The sequence below is a fragment of the Streptomyces sp. NPDC033178 genome (genome assembly GCF_055577685.1).
This window is the reverse complement of record NZ_JBVIPT010000022.1, coordinates 83141-106649: the sequence shown is the minus strand read 5'-3', so window position 1 is coordinate 106649 and position 23509 is coordinate 83141. Positions and strand designations below refer to the sequence as shown.

At 68.7% G+C, this 23509-nt stretch carries 15 protein-coding genes; 5 read left to right on the top strand and 10 right to left on the bottom strand.

What is annotated here, in order from left to right; translation table 11 throughout:
• Positions 1 to 70: 70 nt before the first annotated feature.
• From pulA to ACZ5VQ_RS40815, 6 genes are all read right to left on the bottom strand, one after another.
• Positions 71 to 5539: a pullulanase-type alpha-1,6-glucosidase gene (gene pulA / locus ACZ5VQ_RS40840; protein ID WP_469109423.1), complete on the bottom strand. Its 5469-nt coding sequence runs from the start codon at positions 5537 to 5539 to the stop codon at positions 71 to 73.
• Positions 5540 to 5724: 185 nt separating this feature from the next.
• Positions 5725 to 7107: an alpha-amylase gene (locus tag ACZ5VQ_RS40835; RefSeq protein ID WP_469109422.1), complete on the bottom strand. Its 1383-nt coding sequence runs from the start codon at positions 7105 to 7107 to the stop codon at positions 5725 to 5727.
• A 162-nt stretch (positions 7108 to 7269) separates the two neighbouring features.
• Positions 7270 to 8952, bottom strand: a complete 1683-nt coding sequence (locus ACZ5VQ_RS40830; protein WP_469109421.1) for a glycoside hydrolase family 13 protein — start codon at positions 8950 to 8952, stop codon at positions 7270 to 7272.
• Positions 8953 to 9217: 265 nt separating this feature from the next.
• Positions 9218 to 10129: a sugar ABC transporter permease gene (locus ACZ5VQ_RS40825; protein ID WP_469109420.1), complete on the bottom strand. Its 912-nt coding sequence runs from the start codon at positions 10127 to 10129 to the stop codon at positions 9218 to 9220.
• Between the two features lie 13 nt (positions 10130 to 10142).
• Positions 10143 to 11147: a carbohydrate ABC transporter permease gene (locus ACZ5VQ_RS40820; protein ID WP_469109419.1), complete on the bottom strand. Its 1005-nt coding sequence runs from the start codon at positions 11145 to 11147 to the stop codon at positions 10143 to 10145.
• Between the two features lie 134 nt (positions 11148 to 11281).
• Positions 11282 to 12556, bottom strand: a complete 1275-nt coding sequence (locus ACZ5VQ_RS40815) for an extracellular solute-binding protein (protein WP_469109418.1) — start codon at positions 12554 to 12556, stop codon at positions 11282 to 11284.
• A 497-nt stretch (positions 12557 to 13053) separates the two neighbouring features.
• Between ACZ5VQ_RS40815 and ACZ5VQ_RS40810 the strand changes: the two genes are divergently transcribed.
• Together ACZ5VQ_RS40810 and ACZ5VQ_RS40805 are read left to right on the top strand one after the other, a co-directional pair.
• Positions 13054 to 14088, top strand: coding sequence for a LacI family DNA-binding transcriptional regulator (locus tag ACZ5VQ_RS40810; protein WP_406489205.1), 1035 nt, complete (start codon positions 13054 to 13056; stop codon positions 14086 to 14088).
• A 98-nt stretch (positions 14089 to 14186) separates the two neighbouring features.
• Positions 14187 to 15059 (top strand): phosphatase PAP2 family protein, encoded by an 873-nt coding sequence (locus tag ACZ5VQ_RS40805; protein ID WP_362080189.1) that lies wholly within the window; start codon positions 14187 to 14189, stop codon positions 15057 to 15059.
• Here ACZ5VQ_RS40805 and ACZ5VQ_RS40800 read toward each other — a convergent pair.
• On the bottom strand, positions 15056 to 15958 hold the full coding sequence (locus ACZ5VQ_RS40800) for a LysR family transcriptional regulator (RefSeq protein WP_469109417.1): 903 nt from the start codon (positions 15956 to 15958) through the stop codon (positions 15056 to 15058). The genes ACZ5VQ_RS40805 and ACZ5VQ_RS40800 overlap by 4 nt on opposite strands.
• Positions 15959 to 16030: 72 nt before the next feature.
• Between ACZ5VQ_RS40800 and ACZ5VQ_RS40795 the strand changes: the two genes are divergently transcribed.
• On the top strand, positions 16031 to 17038 hold the full coding sequence (locus ACZ5VQ_RS40795; RefSeq protein ID WP_469109416.1) for a DMT family transporter: 1008 nt from the start codon (positions 16031 to 16033) through the stop codon (positions 17036 to 17038).
• On the opposite strand, the gene ACZ5VQ_RS40790 is transcribed toward ACZ5VQ_RS40795, so the two are convergent.
• On the bottom strand, positions 16980 to 19985 hold the full coding sequence (locus ACZ5VQ_RS40790) for a bifunctional [glutamine synthetase] adenylyltransferase/[glutamine synthetase]-adenylyl-L-tyrosine phosphorylase (RefSeq protein WP_469109415.1): 3006 nt from the start codon (positions 19983 to 19985) through the stop codon (positions 16980 to 16982). The genes ACZ5VQ_RS40795 and ACZ5VQ_RS40790 overlap by 59 nt on opposite strands.
• Positions 19986 to 20291: 306 nt before the next feature.
• Here ACZ5VQ_RS40790 and ACZ5VQ_RS40785 point away from each other — a divergent pair, with 306 nt between their 5' ends.
• A complete protein-coding gene (locus tag ACZ5VQ_RS40785) occupies positions 20292 to 20804 on the top strand; it encodes a pyridoxamine 5'-phosphate oxidase family protein (RefSeq protein ID WP_469109414.1) in 513 nt (170 codons plus the stop codon).
• 100 nt (positions 20805 to 20904) lie between these two features.
• Positions 20905 to 21345 carry a VOC family protein gene (locus ACZ5VQ_RS40780; RefSeq protein WP_362080168.1) on the top strand — a complete coding sequence of 147 codons (441 nt, stop codon included), beginning with the start codon at positions 20905 to 20907 and terminating at the stop codon, positions 21343 to 21345.
• Between the two features lie 236 nt (positions 21346 to 21581).
• On the opposite strand, the gene ACZ5VQ_RS40775 is transcribed toward ACZ5VQ_RS40780, so the two are convergent.
• Positions 21582 to 21761: a DUF6243 family protein gene (locus tag ACZ5VQ_RS40775; protein ID WP_469109413.1), complete on the bottom strand. Its 180-nt coding sequence runs from the start codon at positions 21759 to 21761 to the stop codon at positions 21582 to 21584.
• Positions 21762 to 21919: 158 nt separating this feature from the next.
• On the bottom strand, positions 21920 to 23281 hold the full coding sequence (gene glnA, locus ACZ5VQ_RS40770) for a type I glutamate--ammonia ligase (protein WP_362080165.1): 1362 nt from the start codon (positions 23279 to 23281) through the stop codon (positions 21920 to 21922).
• Between the last annotated feature and the right edge of the window lie 228 nt (positions 23282 to 23509).

Genomic DNA, 23509 nt, shown 5'->3' with positions numbered 1-23509 from the left:
GCGCAGCCCCCGGGGCACGGTGGTGGGGCGGAACAGGGTTCGGGTTCCGCCCCACCAAATTAATGCCTAGTCAGGCGGTCCGGGTGAATACGGCCACGCTCCGCCCCGGAACGGCGAAACTGCCCGATTCCGGATCGTACGAAGAGGACTTGACGGTGGGGTCCGCCCCCGTCCGCTGCACCGGGTGCAGTCCGTACGCCGTCCCGGCCAGGGAGGCGATCCGCTGCTCCTGCCGCTCGGGGGTCGCGTTGAACACCACGACCAGATCACCGAGTTCCATGGTGATCACCCCGGGGGTCTCGTCCTTGCCGGACAGCGGGAAGGACAGCTTCGACTGCACCTGCTCGGCGATGCCGAGCCCGAAGACGCTCTCGCTCGTACGGATCCTCAGCAGGTCCTGGTACGCGGCGGAGGCGCCCTCTATCTGGGAGCAGCCCACCTTGAGGCCCGTGGAGGTCAACAGGGGCTTGGCGTACGGCCACTTGGACTCGTTGTCGGCCGCCATCGGCAGCCCGCGCCCGAAGCCGTTGCCGTCGCGGCAGTCCCAGTGGATCGCGTTGAACCAGTCGCCGCTGTCGTACGAGTTGCGGTCGAGCGACTTGGAACGCAGCAGGTCGGTGCCCGCCTGGGACAGCGCCGGGCCCTGCGAGAGCGCGGCCGTGCCCATCGCGAGGACCTGCATCCGGGCCCGGTCGGCGGCCGAGGTGCCCTTCGGCAGCTTGAACGCGAGCGCGTCGAACAGTGACTCGTTGTCGTGCGCGTCCACATACGCGAGGGCGTCGCCGGGAGCGTCCGCGTATCCGGCGGGCGCCCCGTTGTAGTCGACCTCGGAGCCCTTGACCTCCTTGCCGTCGGTGTCGGTGAAGGTGTACTTGGCGAGGTTGCCGGAAAGACCCACCTTGATCAGGTCCTGGTAGTGCAGGAGGCGGGCCTTCTGCTCGGCCGAAGTGCCGTTGCCGTCCGAGGAGTTGGGGTCGGTGTAGAGGCCTGACGCGAAGCCCTGGACACCCGGGTCCTCGTCGAAGGGACCGCCGCCGCGCACGGCGTCACGGGCCCGGTCGGAGAAGGTGGCAATGCCGGTTCCGGCCATGTTCTTCTGGGTGGCCTGGACGAAACGGGCGTCGTCCGCGATCTCGCCGAAGTTCCAGCCCTCCCCGTAGAGGATGATCTTCTTGCCGTCGACGCCGTCCTTGGCGGGGGTGAGCGCGTCGAGGGCCTTCCTGACCGCCAGGATGTTGGCCTTCGGGTGGTGGCCCATCAGGTCGAAGCGGAAGCCGTCGACCTTGTACTCCCTGGCCCAGGTGACGATCGAGTCGACCACCAGCTTGCCCATCATGGCGTTCTCGGGCGCCGTGTTGGCACAGCAGGTGGAGGTGGCGACACTGCCGTCGGCGAGGAGCCGCTGGTAGTAGCCGGGGACCACCTTGTCGAGCACGCTCGTGCCGGCCTGGCCGCTCGCGGTGGTGTGGTTGTAGACCACGTCCATGACGACCCGCAGACCGTCCTCGTTGAGCGACTTGACCATCTTCCGGAACTCGACCGTGCGGTCCGTCCCGTCGGGGTCGGTGGCGTACGAGCCCTCCGGCACCGTGTAGTGGTACGGGTCGTAGCCCCAGTTGTACGCGTCCTTCGCGGCCGCCTTCGCCACGCACTCCTGCTGTTTCTCGGAGTCGGCGGCGTAGGAGGAGAGGTCGCAGTCGACGGTCGCCTGGTCCGCCTTCTTCTCCGGGATGGTGGCGATGTCGAAGGCGGGCAGGAGATGGACGTACGAAGTCCCGGACTCGGCAAGCTTCTTGAGGTGCTTGGAGCCCGCGCTGTCCTTGTCGGTGAAGGCGAGGTAGGTGCCCTTTTCCTTCGCCGGGACCGTCTTGTCGTCGACGGAGAAGTCCCGGATGTGCAGCTCCTGGATCTGCGCGTCCTTCAGCGGTACGGCCTCGGGCTTCCGCAGGCCCGACCAGCCGCTCGGAGCAAGGGACTTGTCGCCCAGGTCGACAACGAGGCTGCGCTCGGAGTCCGCGGTGAGGGCGACCGAGTAGGGGTCGGTGACCTTGTTGGTGACGACCTCGCGGACGCTTGGGGCCCACACCTGCACGACGTACCGATAGGCCTTGTTCTGCCAGGACTTGGGGCCGGACACGGACCAGACGCCGGTGGCGTTGTCCCGCTTCATCGAGACGGTCCTCGTCGGCGCGTCCTTGTCGCCGATCTCCAGCTTCACGTCCTGTGCGGTGGGCGCCCACACGGAGAGCGTCGGCCGTCCCTTGTCGAACGTGGGCCCGAGGTCCGCCTTCGTGGCGCCGCCGTACACGTCGTCGAGCACTCCCGCGATCTGTACTCCTGTCGCCGCCAACACCGCACCGTTGGCCGCCCGTTGGGAGGTGACGAGCTGACCCCGCAGCGCCTGGCGCACCCGGTCGCGGTCGCGCGGGTCGACGGACCAGGCCTGGTAGTCCTTGAGGTGCGGGAACTTCGCCTTCTGGGCGTCGGTGAGCGTGGCCTTGTCGAGCCGCAGCCAGCGCTCGTCGTCGCTCGTGAGTGCGCCGTCCTTCACCTTGATGGATCCGTCGCGCGAGTAGAGCAACTGGGTCGATGCGGCAGCCTCGTTGCCGTTCCAGGCGACCGTGTTCCGGTCGATCCAGACCGCCTTGGAGGTGGTCAGGTCGAGCGCGGCGGCGCTGCCCGCGGGCTGCGGAAGGAGGTACTTCTCCTGGCCGCTCAACAGCCACACCTCATGGCCGTTCGCCGTGAGGTCGAGCGACTGGTCGGCGGGCAGGTCCTTCTCGTCGCCCTTGTGGATGATGTAACTGAGGCTGGTGGCACCCTCGGTGAGCGGCACCTCGAAGACAGCGCCATACGCGTCAGTCTTCACCGGCTCCAGGGGCTTCGACCAGTCCGTGGGGTCGGCGGCACCGGTCCAGGTGTGCAGACCCCAGCCGTCGTAGTTCCCGTCGGCGCGCTGGTAGTGCAGTACGGCCTTGGTCTTGTCCGGCGCCGGGTAGTCGGCGGCCGGCCGCTCGGTCCGTACGGCCTCCTTGCCCTGCTCGACCCAGATCTCGCCCGTCTTGGTGACGTCGATCGTGCGGTCGGCGGAGACGTCCTTGTTGCCGTCCTTGTCGATGACGAGGAAGCCCACGTTCGAGGCGCCCGGCTTCAGCTTCACGTAGGCGAAGGCGCCGTAGGCGTCCCGGCCGACGAAGTCGTGGCCCTCCGGCCAGGTGGTCGCCTCGCCGTCGGCGATGTCGCCCCAGGCGTACAGCCGCCAGTCCGCGTAGTCGCCGGCCTCGCGCTTGTAGTGGACGACCGCGTACTCGCGCGAGGAGGCGCTCGGGACCTCCTCGGCGGGCGGGGTGCCGGTGGTGGAGGCGGCCGTCGTACTCGCCGTGCGTCCGGCGGAGTCGATCACAACCGCCTTGTAGCGCACGGCGGTTCCGGCCGGTACGTCCTTGCCGACGACCTGGGTGACCTTGTACGGGGCGTGGTCGGCGGAGCCGAGCGTCTTCCACTCGCCGTTGCCGACCTGGGCGGCGAAGACGACGCGGTTGAGCTGTCCGCCGTCCACATCCGCGGAGATCTCGACGGTTCCGGTGGCGCCTTCGGCGGGTGCCTTCAGCGTGAGAGTCGGCTTGATGGCGGGCGGTGCGAGCCTGCCCGCGGCCTTGAACACGACCGAGGAACCGGCCGGGACGGTGACGGTGACCTTCTTGTCGGAACCGCTCCTGAGGGACTCGCCCCCGTCTCCCGTGCCGTCCGTCCCGTAGATCCCGCGGAACGTCATGCCCGCCGAACCGGTCGCGAAGGTCGCCTCCTTCGCCTTGTCGGCGTTGTTCACGGCGACGACGTACTCGATGCCGGTCTTCGCGTCCGTGCGGGAGAAGGCGTAGACGCCGGCGCCGTCGGCCGCGTACCGCTCGGTCTGCACGCCGTCCGCGAGGGCCGGGTTGGCCTTGCGGAGCTTCGCGAGAGCACTGATCTGCTTGTAGAGCGGTGCACTTGTGTCGTACGCGTCCTCGGCGTGCGTGCGGTCGGTGCCCAGCTCGTCGTCGTCCAGGTAGTCGGCCGTCTTCGAGGCGAACATGGTCTGGCGGGCGTCCTTGTCACCGCCCGCCCCGGTGAAGCCCTGCTCGTCGCCGTAGTAGACGACCGGGTTGCCGCGACCGAGGAACATCAGCTCGTTCGCGAGTCTGTCCTTCTTCACCAGCTCGGCATCGGACGCGTTCGGGTTGTCCTGCTTGAGGAAGGTGCCGATGCGGCCCATGTCGTGGTTGCCGAGGAAGGTGACCTGCTCGTACGCGTTGGCCCTGTCGGTCGTGTACTTGTAGTCGTCCCCGAAGACCGAGGCCAGCCGCTCGGCGCTGCCGCCCTGGGAGGCGTACGCCCGTGCCGCGTCCTGGAAGGGGAAGTCCAGCGTGGAGTCCAGACGTCCCTCGGTGACGTACGGGGAGGTGATCGACGTGTCCGCCGAGTACACCTCGCCGAACATGAAGAAGTCGTCACGCCCCTGCTGAGCGGCGTACTTGTCGAGGGCAGTGGCCCAGTGGGTCCAGAACTCCGTGTTGACGTGCTTCACCGTGTCGATCCGGAAGCCGTCGATGTCGTAGTCCCTGACCCACCGCTGGTAGATCTTCTCCATACCGCTGACGACCTCGGGACGCTCGGTCCACAGGTCGTCGAGGCCGCCGAAATCGCCGTAGGTGGAGTTCTCACCGGCGAAGGTCGAGTCTCCGCGGTTGTGGTACATCGACGAGTCGTTGAGCCACGACGGCACCTTGACGTTCTTCTTCGCGGCGGGCACGACGGGCGTGCGCGGGAAGGAGCCGGTCCCGACGGACGGGAAGTCGCTGGTCCCGTCCGCGTAATCGGCGTCGTCGAAGGGCTCGCCGTCCTTCGTCAGATAGGGGAAGGCGCCCTTGGAGAGGTACGAGTAGGACTTCTCCTCGTAGTCGACGACGTCGGCCGTGTGGTTGGTGATGACGTCGAAGAAGACCTTCATGCCCTTGTCGTGGGCCTTGTCGATGAGCTTCTCGAGGTCCGCGTTCGTGCCGAAGTGCGGGTCGACCTGCGTGAAGTCGGTGATCCAGTACCCGTGGTAGCCGGCCGAGGCGTCCTGGCCGGTGCCCTGCACGGGCTGGTTCTTGAAGATCGGCGCCATCCAGATGGCCGTGGTGCCGAGGTCCTTGATGTAGTCGAGCTTCTTCGTCAGGCCCTTGAGGTCGCCGCCCTGATAGAAGCCCTTGTCGGTGGGGTCGTAGCCGGTTTCGAGGCGGGAGCCCGTGAGGCCGCCCTTGTCGTTCGACGTGTCGCCGTTGGCGAAACGGTCCGGCAGGACGAAGTAGAACTGCTCGCGGGTCAGGTCGTTGCGGGCGGGCGCCTTGGCCAGTGCCGCGTCCGACGGGGGTGCGGGCGGGGCCGCTGCGCGCGCGGCGAGGGGCTGGACGAACGCTGCGGCGAGCGCTGCCGCGAGAGCGGTCGCGGCGACGGCCGCGGCCCGTCTGCGCTGTACGGATCGGTGCCCGCTGGGCACCGGCCATCTTGGTATCACAGGCCTGACTCCTTGCGATTACGGATCCGCGTGAACGTATCGCCGCCGAAACCCTTTCAGCAAGAGTCTTGCAAAGGGTAGAAAGAACTTTCAGCTACTGTCCGGTCGGCACCGGTCAAGGACAAAGACTGCGCAGTTCCCCGCGCCCCTGAAAGGGGCGCGGGGAACTGCGCGAACGGCGGCTGTCAGCAGCTGGACTTGCCTGAATAGACCGCGAGCGCGGCATTCGCGCCGAGCGTTGCGGTGAGCTGGCCCGAACTGTTCACCGTCACCGTCGTGTTGGCCTGCACGTTGCAGTACGTGCCCGCCGCGAGCGAGGTCTGGTAGGTGCGGGTCAGCGAGGAGGACTCGTGGTTGATGGCCACGAAGCCCTTGCTGCCGCGGCCGAAGGCGATGGCGTCGCCCCCGTTGTCCCACCAGTTGGTGACCGACTCGCCCCGGGTGGTGTTGCGGAAGGCGACCATCGACTGGATCTCCGGCCAGGCGTGCTGGCACTTCCACCCGTCCTGCCAACAGGCGTTGACCGTACCGCCGTTGGGCGGGCCCGCGTCCGTCGAGGAGAACTCGTAGCCGGAGTTGATGTCGGGCGCGCCGTACGGGTACGCCAGCATGAAGACGTTGGCCAGGGTGTAGTTGGCGTTGTCCTTGTAGCTGAGCGTGGAGCCGTTGCGCTCGGTGTCGTGGTTGTCGACGAAGACGCCCGAGACCCCGCTGCTCATGTAGCCCCAGCCCTCCCCGTAGTTCTTCAGGTAGGCGAGGTTCTCGTTGTTGAAGACCCGCTTGAGGTCGAACGCGTACCGGAACTCCTGGACGTCGCCCGTGCCGGTGTACTCGGTGGGCTGGACGGCCTCGCCGGCGCCGTAGATGGCCTCCTGCTTCCAGTACACGGACGAGTTGCTCAGCCTGCCCTTGATGTTGGCGAGGTCGGCGGCCGGGATGTGCTTGGCCGCGTCGATGCGGAAGCCGTCGACCCCCAGCGAGAGCAGGTCGTTCATGTACTTCGCGATGGCCCCGCGGACGTACTCCTCGCCGGTGTCCAGGTCGGCGAGCCCGACCAGTTCGCAGTTCTGGACGTTGCCACGGTCCTGGTAGTTGCTGATCTGCGAGGTGCAGTTGTCGAAGTCGGGCGAGGAGTACAGGCCCGGGTAGTCGTACTTCGTGTAGGACGAGCCGCCCGTACCGGTGCCGCTGCCCGCCGACATGTGGTTGATCACCGTGTCGGCGACGACCTTCACACCCGCCGCATGGCAGGTGCTGACCATGTTCTGGAAGGCCGTACGGTCGCCGAGCCGTCCGGCGACTTTGTAGCTGACGGGCTGGTACGAGGTCCACCACTGCGAGCCCTGTATGTGCTCGGCGGGCGGCGAGACCTGGACGTATCCGTAACCGGCGGGGCCCAGACGGTTGGTGCACTCCTTGGCGACCGAGGCGAAGTTCCACTCGAAGAGGACGGCGGTGACGTCCTTGGTGCCGGGCGGGGAGGCGTACGCGCTTCCCGCGGTGCTCGCGGGGACGACGAACGCGGCCGCGGCGAGGGCGAGCGCGCCGGACAGAGCTCTCTTGGCCATGTGGGGGTCCTTCTCCGTTGAAGGGAGGGCCGTTGACGTTTCTTGCTGCAAGATTCAACGGCCGTGCGGTGCGCCAGATAGTAGAAGCCCGCCTCCCGAAGTGGAAGGCGGGCTTCTGAAAATTCCGGAAAGTTCTTGCAGAACCCCCGAGTTGATGAACGGTCAGTCAGCGATCCACCACACTGTGGTGTCGGCCGGCAGCTTCGCCTCGCCGTCGTCCGTCACCGTCGCTTCGCCGCTCGCGAGCAGCACCCGCCCGTGCGCCGGGACGGTCGCCGCCTCGCCGCCGGTGTTGGTCGTACAGACGAACGCCCCGCGGCGGAAGGCGAGTACGCCCTCGGGCGCCTTCAGCCACTCGACACGGTCGCCCGCGCCGAGGTCGGCCTGCTCGCTCCGTACGGCGAGCGCGGACCGGTACAGCTCAAGGGTCGAGCCCGCGACGCCGCTCTGCGCCTCGACGCTCAGCTCGCCCCAGCCGGACGGCTGGGGCAGCCAGCTGCCACCACTGCCGAAGCCGTACGACGAGCCGTCCCGGGTCCACGGGATCGGCACCCGGCACCCGTCGCGGAACCCGTCCTGGCCCGCGCCCCGGAAGTACGCCGGGTCCTGGCGCACCTCGTCCGGCAGGTCGACGACGTCCGGCAGGCCCAGCTCCTCGCCCTGGTACAGGTAGGCGGATCCGGGCAGCGCGAGCATCAGCAGCGTGGCCGCACGCGCCCGGCGCAGACCCAGTTCGCGGTCTCCGGCGGTACGGATCTGGGTGCCGAGCCCGGCCGGGTTGGCGAACCGGGTCGCGTGCCGGGTCACGTCGTGGTTGGACAGCACCCAGGTGGCGGGCGCGCTCACGGGCCGCATCGCGTCGAGGGTCCGGTCGACGCAGGAGCGCAGCTCCTCGGCGTCCCAATGGGTGCTCAGGTACTGGAAGTTGAAGGCCTGGTGCAGCTCGTCGGGGCGCACGTAGTTGGCGGTGCGCTCGATGGTCGGCGTCCACGCCTCGGCCACGAAGATGCGGTCCCCGGCATACTCGTCGAGGACGATCCGCCAGGCCCGGTAGACCTCGTGGACGCCGTCCTGGTCGAAGAACGGCATGACATCGTTGCCCAGCAGCTTCACCTGGTCGTGGGATCCCAGGTCCGGCAGTCCGTCCGCCTTGACCAGCCCGTGGGCCACGTCGATACGGAAGCCGTCGACGCCCATGTCGAGCCAGAACCGCAGGATCGAGCGGAATTCGTCGCCGACGGCCGGGTGGTCCCAGTTGAAGTCGGGCTGCTCGGGCGCGAAGAGGTGGAGATACCACTCGCCCGGGGTACCGTCCGGCTCGGTCACCCGCGTCCAGGCGGGGCCGCCGAAGATGGACTCCCAGTCGTTGGGCGGCAGTTCACCGTTCGCGCCCTTGCCCGCACGGAAGTGATAGCGCTCCCGCAGCGGCGAACCCGGCCCCTCCGCGAGGGCCCGTTTGAACCACTCGTGCTGGTCCGAGGAGTGGTTGGGCACGAGGTCGACGATGATCCGCAGGGCGAGGTCATGGGCGTCGCGGATCAGCGCGTCGGCGTCGAGCAGGTTGCCGAACATGGGGTCCACGGCCCGGTAGTCCGCCACGTCGTAGCCGGCGTCGGCCTGCGGCGAGGCGTAGAAGGGGCTGAGCCACACGGCGTCCACGCCGAGGTCGCGCAGATACGGGAGTCGGGAACGTACGCCCTCCAGGTCGCCCATGCCGTCGCCGTTGCTGTCGGCGAAGCTGCGCGGATAGACCTGGTAGATCACCGCGTCGCGCCACCAGTCGCGACGGTCGGCGACAGTGGCGAGAGCGGAGGTCGGGGCCGGGTCGGCGGAGTGCTGGCTCATAACATCCTTGAGACGTAACTGAGTTCGGTCATGGAGTCGCCGTAGTGGCGGGTGTCTTCTTCGTTTGTGTGACTGCTGATGCGGGACTACTGACGAGGCGGCCGCGGTGTCAGCGGGGTCGGATGGACACCGCGACCGCCACCCGCGCCCTTTGGGGGCGCGGGACTCTATCGATATATGCGGCTTCCGCCGCGTGGGCGCGACAAGCCACGACGGCGCCGCAGCCGATCGACGGCGGACACATCGCGGCCCTCGCAGCGGAGCGTCACCCCTTCGTGCCGCCGGCGGTCAGCCCGGTCACCAGGTTTCTCTGCACAAGGTAGAAGAACGCGGAGACCGGAATCGCCACCAACACCGCCGTGGCCGCCATGAGGTTGCGCTGGGCGTCGTGCTCGCTGACGAAGCTCTGCAGACCGACGGCGAAGGTGTACTTCGTGTCGGACAGCATGAACGTCGAGGCGAAGGCGACCTCGCCGAACGCGGTGATGAAGCTGTAGAAGGCGGCCACGGCGAGACCCGGCTTGGCGAGCGGCAGGATCAGCCGCGCGAACGTACCGAAGGGCGAGAGCCCGTCGACGCGCCCGGCCTCGTCGATCTCGAAGGGGATGGTGTCGAAGTATCCCTTGAGCAGCCAGGCGCAGTACGGCACGGCGGTCGAGCAGTAGACGAGGATCAGGCCCAAGTAGTTGTCGATGAGCTGGAGTTCCGAAAGGATCTCGTACATCGGGACCATCAGCACGGCGACCGGGAACATCTGGGTGACGAGCAGGACCCACATGAACTTCTTGTAGCCGGGGAAGCGCATGCGGGAGACCGCGTAACCCGTCGTGGCCGCGACCAGGACGCCGATGACGGTCGTGCCGAGCGACACGAGGAGCGTGCTCCACATCCAGTCGAAGAACGGCGTGTGCTGCAGCACGAACGAGTAGTTGTCGAACGTCATCTTGCCGAGGATGTCCCCGGGGTGCAGGTAGTCGTCCTTGTCCGGGCCGAGGGACAGATAGACGAGCCAGGCGATCGGGAAGAGCGCGATCAGGCTCGCGACGACGAGGATGCCGTGCGAGGTCAGGGAGCCGGCGAGGCTGCGCTCGCCGCGCCGCGGCCCCTTGCCCGCCGGGGCGGTGTCCGCGGGGTCCCGGTCCGCCGGGGCGGGGGACGTGACTGTGGTGGTGCTCATGGGGACTCCTGCCTCAGATCGCGAGCTGCTGCTCATTGCGGGCCAGCCAGCGGCGGTAGACGGAGGTGAAGACGATCAGGATGGAGAGCAGCAGCACGCCGTACGCGGCGGACTGCGCGTAGTCGCGCGGCTGCTGGCCGAAGCCCAGGTAGTAGGCCCAGGTGACGAGGATCTGCGCGTCCGGCGCGGTGTCGCCGAAGAGCAGGAAGATGATGGCGAACTGGTTGAACGTCCAGATGACGCCGAGCAGTACGACGGTGGAGCTGACCGACCGCAGCCCCGGCAGGGTGACGTGCCTGAAGCGCTGCCAGGCGTTGGCCCCGTCCATCTCGGCGGCCTCGTACAGGACGCCGTCGATCGACTGGAGCCCGCCGAGCAGCGAGACCATCATGAACGGCACACCGCACCAGGTGTTGACCATGATCGCGGCGAACCGCTGCCAGAAGGTGTCCTCCAGCCACAGCGGTGTGGGCAGATGCACCGCGTCGAGCATGGAGTTGATGACGCCGCCGTCGGCGAGCATGAAGCGCCAGCCGAAGACGGTGACGAAGGTCGGCACCGCCCACGGCAGCACCAGGATGAGCCGGTAGAAGGTCCGGCCGCGCAGCTTCTGGTTGAGCAGCAGCGCGAGGCCGAGGCCGATGACGTAGTGCAGCAGCACGCACAGGGCCGTCCACACGATCGTCCAGATGAAGTGCGACCAGAAGCGGTCGTACGCGGTGGGGCCCCACAGGATGTCGGCGTAGTTGTCCAGGCCGATGAACTTGTAGGTGGCGTCGATGTGGTTGACGCCGATCGTGCGGGCCGAGTTGAGGCTCGTGGCGTCGGTGAACGTCAGGTAGATGCCCCGCGCCAGCGGATAGAGCACCAGCACACCGAGCACGACGATCACCGGGGCGATCATCGCGTACGCGTACCAGTACCGCTGGTACGAGTGCTTCATGCGCTGGAGCGGGCCGGGGCGCGGAGCCCGCTCACCGCGGCGCTTGCCGGTCGCGCGGTCGATGACGACTGTCATGGTTCGACAACCTTCGTGAAGATCTGCACATCAGGGGTTGGGCGCACGTTCTGGAGACACGGCCGGTGGCCGCCGGATCCGTCCCCCCTGACCCCTGTCGCGCGGGGGCCCGGCGGATCCGACGGCCACACGGGTCACTTGCTGAAGTCGGGCACCAGCTTGGCGATCGCGGTCTCCGCGTTGCCCAGGCCCTTGTCCAGCGACTCCTTGCCACCGGCGATCTTGGGCAGTTCGGTGTCGAGCGGACCCCACAGCGAGCTGTACTCGGGGAGTGCCGGGCGCGGCTGGGCGGCGGAGAGCACGCCCTGGTAGCCGGCGATCCCCGGGTCGGACTTGACCTCGGTGGTGTAGGCGTCGTCGCGCGTCGGCAGCGTGGAGTTCTTGAGGGCGATCGTCTCCTGGGACTTCGCCGAGGTCATGAACTTCACGAACTTGAGCGAGGCCTCCTGATGGGCCTTGTCCGAGCCCGCGTACACGGAGAGGTTGTGGCCGCCGGTCGGGGCGCCCGCCTTGCCGCTGGAGCCGGCCGGGACGGTGGCGATGCCGAGGTTGTCCTTGTCCTTGAAGGCCGAGCCCTTGTAGAAGTTCGTGATCTCCCACGGGCCCTGGACGATCGCGGCGACCTTGCCGTTGACGAACGCGTCCTGGATGTGGGCGTACGCGTCCGCGGTGGTGTCGGCCTTGTGCAGGCCGTTGCCGTCGAAGAGGCCCTGCCAGGTCTTGTAGGCCTTCTTGGCCTCGGGCGAGGCGACGGTGATCTTCTTGGCGTCGGCGTCGACCGTGTCGGTGCCCTCGCCGTAGAGGAACGACTGCGCGTAGTAGGCCTGGGTGGAGCCCCAGTAGCCGTCGACACCCGTCTTCTTCTTGATGGTGCCGGCGTCGGCCTTGAGGTCGGCCCAGGTGGCGGGCGCCCCGTCGAGTCCGGCCTTCTCGAAGAGGGCCTTGTTGTAGACCAGCGCGAGGGTGTCGGTGACCAGCGGAACACCGTACGTCTTGCCGTCGTACTTGGCCTGCTCGATCAGGCTGGGCTGGAACTTGCCCTGGTCCGCGAGGGCCTCGGTGCCGTCGAGCGGCAGGAAGAAGCCCTTCTTGGCGAACGCGGGGGTCCAGCCGACCTCGGAGCGCAGGATGTCCGGGGCGCCCTTGGAACCGGCGGCGGTGTCGAACTTGTTCTGCGCCTGGTCGAACGGCACGTTGACGTACTTGACCTTGATGCCCGGGTTGGCCTTCTCGAATTCCTTCGCGAGGGCCTTGTAGACCGGTGCCTCGTTGGTGGCGTTGGACGTGTCCCACCACGTGATGGTGACCGGGCCGTCCGCCTTGCCACTGTCGTCGCTGTCGCCGCCGCAGGCCGTCGCCGCGAGGGCGAGGGACGCCACCAGTGCGGTGGCCGCTATGCCACGCCGCATGAGTTCTCCTTGAGGGTGAAAGCCCGTGTGCTTGAGGGAACGGCCCCGTCCGCCGTCCCTGCCGACTCTCCGACCGCACCGTTGCCGCCGCCGGGCGACGTGAACGTAACAGCGATGTAAGCGCCGCGAAAGACCTTGCAGCAAAAAAGTGCAAGAACGACAGACAGTTACCCGGGCGTGACCTCTTCTCGACCGTCCCGAGGCCTTGGTTCATGGGCATTCACCGGGAACGGGACCACTGTGCAAGACTCTGCAAGCTCTTGCCATACCCGTCGGTCACGGGGATCATCGCCCCGGCAGCGCCTTGCAGGAACACCCCTTCCCGCAGGCGTACACAGCGCGTACGCGACGGACACAGCCCGGAATGCCGACCGAAGTGCCGACCAGAATCACGAGGGAACGCGATGACGCAGCAGCCCCGAGCGGGCCGATCAAGTGCCCGCACCCGTCGTTCGTTCGGTGGGCAGGGCGAGACCCGGCCGGTACAGTCCAGTCCTGTGACCACACGGCTTGCCGACATCGCAGCCCAGGCGGGGGTGAGCGAAGCGACCGTCAGCCGCGTCCTGAACGGGAAGCCGGGCGTCGCCGCGACCACCCGCCAGTCCGTTCTCGCCGCGCTCGACGTGCTGGGCTACGAGCGGCCCGTACGGCTGCGGCAGCGCAGCGAGGGGCTCGTCGGGCTGATAACCCCGGAGCTGGAGAACCCGATATTCCCGGCCCTGGCCCAGGTCATCGGCCAGGCGCTGACCCGGCAGGGCTACACACCGGTCCTCGCGACCCAGACTCCGGGCGGCTCCACCGAGGACGAGCTGACCGAGATGCTGGTCGACCGGGGCGTCGCCGGCATCATCTTCGTCTCCGGACTGCACGCGGACACCTCCGCGGACATGCAGCGCTACGAGCAGTTGCGCGGCCAGGGTGTGCCGTTCGTCCTCGTCGACGGTTTCTCGCCAAAGGTGCAGGCACCCTTCATCTCGCCGGACGACCGGGCGGCGATGGCACTCGCGGTCACCCACCTCGTCTCGCTCGGTCACACCAACATCGGTCTCGCGCTCGGCCCGAAGCGGTTCGTGCCGGTCCAGCGGAAGATCGAGGGCTTCGTCCGCACGATGCAGGACCTGCTGGGACTGGCCGCGGCCGACATCGAAGAGCGTCTGGTCCAGCACTCGCTGTACACACTTGAGGGCGGCCAGGCGGCCACCGCGGCGCTCATCGACCGCGGCTGCACGGCCATCGTCTGTGCGAGCGACATGATGGCGCTCGGCGCGATACGGGCCGCACGGCAGCGCGGTCTCGACGTCCCCAAGGACATCTCCGTCGTCGGCTTCGACGACTCCCCGCTGATCGCGTTCACGGACCCGCCCCTCACAACGGTCCGCAAGCCGGTCCCCGCCATGGGCCAGGCCGCGGTACGTACGTTGCTGGAGGAGATCGGCGGGACACCGGCGCCCCACAGTGAGTTCGTGTTCATGCCGGAACTGGTGGTGCGGGGTTCCACCGCCTCGGCTCCTGGGGACCGAAATCGTACGTAAGCAGTAGTGCCCCACCTACTCCGGGTGTAGAACGTGCGGGCAGGACCCACCCGAGGGATGATCGGTGGGGAAGGGCTTATCTGGCAGACTCTGTCTCTATGGGTGAGAGCACCGTGACGACACTGGAAGGCCAGGAGCAGGCCACACACCAGCCCGTCGCGGACGAGACGAACAGCCGCGCGGGGCAAGGTTTCCTGCGCCGCTTGCGTACGCCCCGCCGCCCCCGGCTCTGGTTCGAGATCCTGCTGATCGCGGTGAGTTACTGGACGTACTCACTGATCCGCAACGCGGTCCCCGAGCAGCGGGCGAAGGCGCTGGAGAACGCCGACTGGATCTGGAAGGTCGAGCACCACCTCGGCATCGCCGTGGAGGAGTCCGTCAACCACGGCGTGAACTCGGTGACTTGGCTGATCGTCGGCATGAACTACTACTACGCGACGCTGCACTTCGTGGTGACGCTGGGTGTCCTGGTGTGGCTCTACCGCAGCCACCCGGGCCGTTACGCGGCGACGCGCATGGTCCTCTTCGCCACCACCGGCGTGGCCCTGGTCGGCTACTACCTGTATCCGCTGGCGCCGCCCCGCCTGATGAACGGCAGCGACTTCATCGACACGGTCGTGGTCCACCAGACCTGGGGCTCCATGGCCTCCGGCGACCTGAAGAACATGTCGAACCAGTACGCCGCGATGCCGTCCATGCACATCGGCTGGTCCCTCTGGTGCGGCCTCACGATCTTCGCCCTGGCCTCGGTCCCGTGGGTCCGCGTCCTCGGCCTGCTCTACCCCACGCTGACCCTGGTGGTCATCGTCGCCACGGCCAACCACTTCTGGCTGGACGCGGTGGGCGGCATGATCTGCCTGGCCTTCGGCTACACGGTGGCGAGGCTCTGGTACGGATCACTGCCGTACGCCCTGCCGCAACTGGTCCCGGCGAAGCCGCCGAGGCGGTCGTTGCTGCCGACAAAGGCTTAGCCTCGGGTCGCGCCGCCGGCCTCCCTCAGCGCACCCAGGAAGCTCCGCAGAGCCGGCGACCGGGGCGCCCCCTCCCGCACGGCGGCAAAAATCGACCGCACCGGCTCCGGCCCCCGGACCTCCCGCACCACAACGCCCGGATGCCGGCTGCCCAGCCCCAGCCGCGGCACAAGACTCACTCCCAGCCCCGCCGCGACGAACCCCTGCGCGGTCGCATAGTCCCCGCTGTCCACCACGAACCGCGGCCGGAACCCGGCGGTCTCGCACGCCGAGAGCTGGGCATCGAGGCACGGCCCGGGCCACTCGCTGCCCACCCACGGCTCCTCGGCGAGATCGGCCAGCGCGACGGTCCGCCGCCCGGCCAGCGGATGCCCCTCGGGCAGCACGGCGAGGTAGGGATCGTCGAGCAGCCGCACGAGCCGCACATCGTCGGGTCCGGCCTCCTCCGGGGGCCGGACCACGAGCGCCAGATCCGCCCGCCCCTCCTTCACGTCCGGCAGTGAGTCCTCGACATCGACGAGCTTCAACTCGACCTGCACACCCGGGTGTTCGGCCCGCACCTTCGCCACGGCGGGAGCCACCAGCGCGGCCCCGGCCGTGGCGAAGTACCGCACGGCAAGCCGCCCCGTACGCCCCTCCAGCAAGTCGATGAGCGCGGTCTCGGCCTCGGCGACCTGCCGCCCGATCACGTCCGCGTACTCGGTGAGCATCAGCCCGGCCGCGGTGGGCCGCACGCCGCGCCCGACCCGTTCGAGCAGGGGCGTACGAGCCTCCTTCTCCAGCACGGCGATCTGCTGGCTGACGGCGGACGGCGTATAGCCGAGCCGCGCGGCGGCCGCCGTCACCGACCCACTCGTCACCACGGCCCGCAGCATCTGCATACGTCGCACATCAAGCATGCAGCAGAGCTTAACAGTGAATGCAAGATCCTTCACTTGTCCTTACACCACAGTCTGCCTCACCGTGGACGCATGCCACTCACATCGACCCTCCGCATGGCCGCCCTGGCCCTCCTCTGGGGCTCGGGCTTCCTGTGGATCAAACTGGCCCTGAACCACGGCCTGTCCCCCGCCCAGATCACGATCACCCGCTGTGCCCTGGGCACGGCGGTACTCCTCCTCCTGGCCCGCTCGGCGCGCCAGCACCTCCCCCGCTCGCGTGCCACCTGGGGCCACCTCGCCATCGCGGCCCTCTTCTGCAACGCGATCCCCTTCGCCCTCTTCAGCATCGGCGAGCAGACTGTCGACTCGGGCATCGCGGGCGTACTGAACGCGACAACTCCCCTGTGGTCACTGCTGCTCGGCATCCTCCTGGGCACCGACCGCGGACTGGGCCGCGTCCGCCTGACCGGCCTGTTCCTGGGCTTCGCGGGAACACTCCTGATCTTCGCCCCCTGGCAGCGCTCGGCGGGTCTGCTGACCTGGGGCGCCCTGTCCCTCCTGGCCGCCGCGGCGAGCTACGCCATCGCCTTCGCGTACATGGCCCGCAAACTCACCGACCGGGGCGCGCCGATAGCCATGTCGGCGGCCCAACTCCTGGCCGCCACAGCCTGGACGACCCTCTCCGTCCCCGCGGCCGGCTCCCTGCACACCGACGCCACGGGCCTACTGGCGGTCACCGCCCTGGGCATCCTCGGCACGGGCGTCACCTTCTACCTCAACTACCGTCTCATCGCGGACGAGGGCCCCACGAGCGCGGCAACGGTCGGCTACCTGCTCCCGGTTGTCTCCGTCGCCCTGGGCGCCCTGGTCCTCGACGAGTCCACCGGCGTCCGCATCTGGGCAGGCATGGCAGTGGTCCTGACCGGCGTGGCGATGACCCGCACCCGCAGGACGTCGGAAGGGGACGCGGCGGGGAGTCCGCCGCCCTCCCCCGCCGAGCGGGCGAACGACGACAACCCCCTACCGCTCGGCCGCCCCGCTACCGTTCAGCGGCCCCGTAGAACAACTCCTCGACAACGGCCCGAGCCCGCCGAGTAGTACGCCGATAGTCATCGAGCATGTCCCCCACATGCCCCGGCCCGTACCCCAAGTACCGCCCCACGGCGGCAAGTTCACGCCCGTCGGAAGGGAACGTGTCTCCGGCCCGCCCCCGCACGAGCATCACCGCGTTGCGCACCCGAGTGGCAAGAACCCAGGCCTCGTCCAGAGTCGAAGCATCCTCTCCGGAGATCAGCTCCGCCGCACAGGCCGCCGCGAGGGCCTCCCGCGTACGAGTGGTCCGCAGCCCGGGCTCCGCCCACCCGTGCCGCAGCTGAAGCAGCTGAACGGTCCACTCCACATCGGACAGCCCACCCCGCCCCAGCTTGGTGTGCAACGTCGGATCCGCCCCGCGAGGCATCCGCTCGGACTCCATCCGGGCCTTCAACCGCCGGATCTCCCGCACGGCGTCCTCGCCGAGGCCCTCCGCCGGATACCGCAACGGATCGACCAGCTCGATGAACCGCCGCCCCAACTCCTCGTCCCCGGCCACGACTTCGGCCCGAAGCAGGGCGTGCGCCTCCCACACGAGAGACCACCGGCGGTAGTACGCCTCGTACGACTTCAACGTCCGCACGAGCGGCCCGGACTTCCCCTCGGGCCGCAGATCCGCGTCGATCAGCAGCGGCGGATCCGCACTGGACACCTCCAGCAGCCGCCGCATCTCGGAGACAACGGAGTTCGCGGCCCGGGAAGCCTCCTGCTCATCGACCCCTTCCCGGGGCTCGTGCACGAACAGCACATCCGCGTCGGACCCGTAACCCAGCTCATGTCCCCCGAAGCGCCCCATCCCGATGACCGCGAACCGGGTGGGCAGGGTCTCCCCCCACTTGTCCCGCACCACGGCCCGCAACGTGCCCGCGAGCGTCGCCGCCGTCAGATCCGAGACGGCCCCGCCGACCAGATCCACCAGCGCACCCTGGTCCGCGTTGGCCGGCGTCTCCTCGGTCCCGTAGGAGTTCACGATGTCGATGGCGGCCGTACGGAACAGCTCCCGCCGCCGCACACCACGCGCGGCGGTGACCGCGGCCTCGCCCCCGCTGGCCCGCCCGACGGCCGCGAGGATCTCCTGCTCCAGATGGGCCCGGCTGCGGGGTTCGAGCCCGCCACCGTCCCCGTCCCCGAGCAGCGCCACGGCCTCGGGCGCCCGCATCAGCAGGTCGGGGGCCAGCCGCCCGGCGGACAGCACCCGGGCGAGATTCTCGGCAGCGGCCCCTTCGTCCCTCAACAGCCGCAGATACCAAGGGGTCTTGCCCAGCGCGTCGGACACCTTGCGGAAGTTGAACAACCCGGCGTCGGGGTCGGCCGAGTCGGCGAACCACCCCAACAGAACGGGCAGCAGGGTCCGTTGGATGGCTGCCTTACGGGAAACCCCGGAGGCGAGCGCCTCCAGATGCCGCAAAGCGGCGGCAGGATCGGCATACCCCAGCGCGACCAGCCGCTCCCGCGCCGCCGTCGTACTCAACCGGCTCTCGCCGGGCGCGAGTTGGGCGACTGCGTCCAGCAACGGCCGGTAGAAGAGCTTCTCGTGCAGCCGCCGCACCACGGAGGCGTGCCGCTTCCACTCCCGGTTCAGCTCGGCGATGGGGTCGGTGCGCAGCCCCAACGACCGCCCGATACGCCGCAGATCGGCGTCGTCCTCGGGCACGAGGTGCGTACGCCGCAGCCGGAAGAGCTGTATGCGGTGCTCCATGGAACGCAGGAACCGGTAGGCGTCCTCCAGCAGCACGGCGTCGACACGCCCCACGTACCCACCCGCGGCCAGCGCCTTCAAGGCGTCCAGCGTGGTCCCGCTGCGCAGCGACGTGTCGGCCCGCCCGTGCACCAACTGCAGGAGCTGCACGGCGAATTCGACGTCCCGCAGACCGCCGGGCCCGAGCTTCAGCTCGCGCTCGATCTCGGCGACGGGGATGTTCTCGACCACCCGTCGCCGCATCTTCTGCACGTCCGGGACGAAGTTGTCCCGCTCCGCGGCCTGCCAGACGAGCGGCGCGAGCGTGGCGACGTACGTCTCCCCCAGTTCGACGTCCCCGGCAACGGGCCGGGCCTTCAACAGGGCCTGGAACTCCCAGGTCTTGGCCCACCGCTGGTAGTAGGCGAGGTGGCTGCTGAGCGTCCGAACGAGCGGCCCGTTGCGCCCCTCGGGCCGAAGATTGGCGTCGACGGGCCAGATCGACCCCTCCACCGTGGTCTCGGAACAGATCCGCATCAGATGCGAGGCCAGCCGAGTGGCTGCCCGCAGCGCCTTCCCCTCGTCGGCCCCGTCGACGGCCTCCCCGACGAAGATGACATCGACGTCGGAGACGTAATTGAGCTCGTGTCCCCCGCACTTGCCCATGGCGATCACCGCGAGCCGGCACATCGCGGCGTCCTCGGGCGCGGCCGACCGCGCGATGGCGAGCGCGGCCCGCAGGGTGGCGGTCGCGAGATCGGCGAGCTCGGCGGCGGTCTGCGCGACATCGGTCGTCCCGCACACGTCACGCGCGGCGATGGACAGCAGACACCGCCGGTAGGCGACGCGCAGCGTCACGGGGTCGGAGGCCCCGGCGAGCCCTCGTTCGAACTCCGCGGTGCCCGGGTGCAGGTCCTGCGGCTCGTACATCACGAGGACCTGCCAGTCGAGCGGATGCCGCGCGAGGTGGTCGCCGAGCGCGGCGGACGCGCCGAGCACCCCGAGCAGCCGGTCGCGCAGCGGCTTGGCCGCGATCAGCGTGTCGAGCAGCTCGCGCCGGGCCGTGTGACCGTCCTGCGCCTCGACGAGCCGTACGAGCCCGAGCAGTGCCAGGTCCGGATCGGCGGTGGCTCCGAGCGCGTCGAGCAGCACCGGATCGTTCCGTATCGGCGCGAGCTCCGCGCTCTCCATGAGCCGCTCGGCGGCGGACGGATCGGTGAAGCCGTGCCGCAGCAGCCGCGTGAAGGTACTGCTCCTGCGCCCCGGCGTCATCATCCCCGGCCTCCGGTTCCTCCCACGGATCAAGGTCGTACGGCCCTGAGCCTAACCGGAGAGCCTGGGGGAAGCGCCTGGGCGCGGGACAGCGGTTTCAGCGCGCCACGACCATCGTGGCCGGTCGGCGCGGGTCCACGAGCACGTCCGGTCTGCCGGTTGCGGCGAGCGGATGTTCCCGAGGCGGAGGTCCTGTGGCCGGCCGCCGGCTCATGTAGTGACCGCCGGACCGATGAGTTCCGTCGGTGGGCGGGGTCTGTCCTGGTGAGGAATCATCCAGACATCCGCCGGGCCACAGGAGGAGAGCTCATGGAACCACGGGCCGAGCTGGACACGCGCTACAGCGACGAGACCGCCACCGCACGCCCCTGGTCCGAGACCGAGGCGCTGCTGGCCGAGTCCGAGCTGTTCTGGATCTCGACCGTACGCCCCGACGGACGGCCGCATGTGACGCCCCTGCCGACGGTGTGGTCGGACGGGGCGCTGCACTTCTGCACCGGGCCCGAGGAGCGCAAGGCGCGCAACCTCGCGCTGAACCCGAGCGTCGTACTGACCACGGGCACCAACACCTGGAACAAGGGGTACGACCTCGTGGTGGAGGGCGAGGCGGTCCGGGTGTCCGACGACGACAGGCTGCGCGCGCTGGCCGAGGCGTGGGAGGGCAAGTACGGCAGTTTCTGGCACTTCGAGGTCGGCGACGGGCACTTCCACCACGGCGCCGGGAAGGCCCTCGTTTTCTCGGTGGCGCCCGGGACCGTTTTCGGCTTCGGTAAGGGAGAGCCGTTCAGCCAGACCCGCTGGCGGTTCGACGGACGCACGTGACGCACGTGACGCACGGACTGACGGCGCAACGCCTACGACAGCACCACCGGCAGCACCTACTGCACGCCTAAGACAATGCGTACGACAAAGGAGTCGTTCCATGGACATGGCCCTCGAAGTGATCACACTTCCCGTCACCGACATCGACCGGGCGAAGGCCTTCTACCAGGACAAGGTCGGATTCCACGTCGACCTCGACACCGAGGTGATGCCGGGCGCGCGCGTGGTCCAGCTGACACCCCCCGGTTCCGGCTGTTCGATCGCGCTCGCCGAGGGGGTGCCCATCCCGACGGGAACTCCGCAGCCGGGCACGTACCACGGTCTGCAGCTGGTCGTGGCGGACGCCAAGGCGGCCTACGAGGAGCTGACCGCCCGGGGCCTGGACGTCAGCGAACCCGTCCAGTACGCCCCCCAGGACGGCGGCACCTTCATGCACTTCACCGACCCGGACGGCAACGGCTGGGCCATCCAGGAATTCCGGGAGCGCGCCACAAAGCCCCTCCACAAGCTCATGACGGACCTGGCCGAACAGACCCCGTGACGGACCCCCTCACCGGCTGACCCCACGATCAGAGATCGTCGGAGGCGAACGGCTCGTCCCAGATACGGTGCTTCACGGCGATGCGGTGGCACGGTGTCGTGGGGTCGGCGCGAGCTGAGCCGTACCGGCCGCGCCCGGTACGGCAGAAGAGCCCCGGTACGGCAGCAGGGCCCCGGACCGCGCGTCGCGGTCCGGGGCCCTGCCCCGTGCGGTGCCGCCCCTGCGGCAGCGGTGCGTCAGCTCTTTGCGGTGTCGTCGCCCGTCTGACCGGCGCCCTCAGCTGCGGCTGCCTTCTCGCGCATCTTGCGCATCAGCTCCGCCTTCTGGTCGGCTGCGCCCTGGCGGTCGAGGTTGCGGTACGGGCCGTTGTTCTGCCGTTCGGCGCGGGACAGCTTCTTGCGCTGGGCCCCGCGCACCAACCTTTTCGCCGGCCGGGCCTTCGGCGAGCGTCTGGGGTCAGCCGTTTCCTTCCGGGAACAGAGGCGGCCCAGAGCAATGAAACACCTTGGGGCCGACGGTCCACGACCGTCGGCCCCAAGGTGTCGAATCGGCTGTATACCCCGCTGACCTGCGCCTACAGCACCGGCAGGTTCTTCCGCAGTTCGAAGGCCGTCACCTCGGAGCGGTACTCCTCCCACTCCTGGCGCTTGTTGCGGAGGAAGAAGTCGAAGACGTGTTCGCCGAGGGTTTCGGCGACGAGGTCGCTGCGCTCCATGAGGGAGAGAGCCTCGCCGAGGTTCTGGGGAAGGGGCTCGATGCCCATCGCGCGGCGTTCGGCGTCGGAGAGGGCCCAGACGTCGTCCTCGGCGCCCGGCGGGAGCTCGTAACCCTCCTCGATGCCCTTGAGGCCGGCGGCGAGGAGCATCGCGTACGCCAGGTACGGGTTCGCGCCCGAGTCGAGGGAGCGGACCTCCACCCGTGCCGAGCCCGTCTTGCCGGGCTTGTACATCGGGACGCGGACCAGGGCCGAGCGGTTGTTGTGGCCCCAGCAGATGTACGAGGGAGCCTCGCCACCGGCGCCCGCGGTGCGCTCGGAGCCGCCCCAGATGCGCTTGTACGAGTTGACCCACTGGTTGGTGACCGCCGCGATCTCCGCCGCGTGCTTCAGCAGGCCCGCGATGAAGGAGCGGCCGACCTTGGAGAGCTGGTACTCGGAGCCCGACTCATAGAAGGCGTTGCGGTCGCCCTCGAAGAGCGAGAGGTGCGTGTGCATGCCACTGCCCGGGTGCTCCGAGAACGGCTTCGGCATGAAGGTCGCGTTCACGCCCTGCTCCAGCGCCACCTGCTTCATGACCAGGCGGAACGTCATGATGTTGTCCGCCGTCGAGAGCGCGTCCGCGTAGCGGAGGTCGATCTCCTGCTGGCCGGGGGCGCCCTCGTGGTGGGAGAACTCGACCGAGATGCCCATCGACTCCAGCATGGTGATCGCCTGGCGGCGGAAGTCCATGCCGACGTTCTGCGGGGTGTGGTCGAAGTAGCCGGAGTTGTCGGCGGGCGTCGGGCGCGAGCCGTCGACCGGCTTGTCCTTCAGCAGGAAGAACTCGATCTCCGGGTGGGTGTAGAAGGTGAAGCCCAGGTCGGAGGCCTTGGCCAGGGCCCTCTTCAGCACATACCTCGGGTCCGCGAAGGACGGCGAGCCGTCCGGCATGAGGATGTCGCAGAACATCCGGGCCGTGCCGGGGGCCTCCGCACGCCACGGAAGGACCTGGAAGGTCGAGGGGTCCGGCTTGGCGATCATGTCGGACTCGTAGACGCGGGCGAAGCCCTCGATGGCCGACCCGTCGAAGCCGATGCCCTCGTCGAAGGCCTGCTCCAGCTCGGCCGGGGCCACGGCCACCGACTTGAGGAAGCCCAGCACGTCCGTGAACCACAGGCGTACGAAACGGATGTCGCGCTCTTCCAACGTACGGAGCACGAACTCCTGCTGCTTGTCCATCTTCCGCTTCCACCCAATCTTGCTGGTCAGGCCGCCTGCTCCCGTCCCAGGGAGGCGGTCGGGCACCTGCGCATCACACCACAACAGCATTTCATGCGCGTTGCGGACCCAGATCGCCCGGCCGACCTCCGCCTGAACGCCTGACATACGGCAGGTGTACTGCTGTGACGCCCATCTTGCCCGCTGAGCGCCGCGCATGTAATGGCCGGCCGCTGCTGTCTCCTGGCA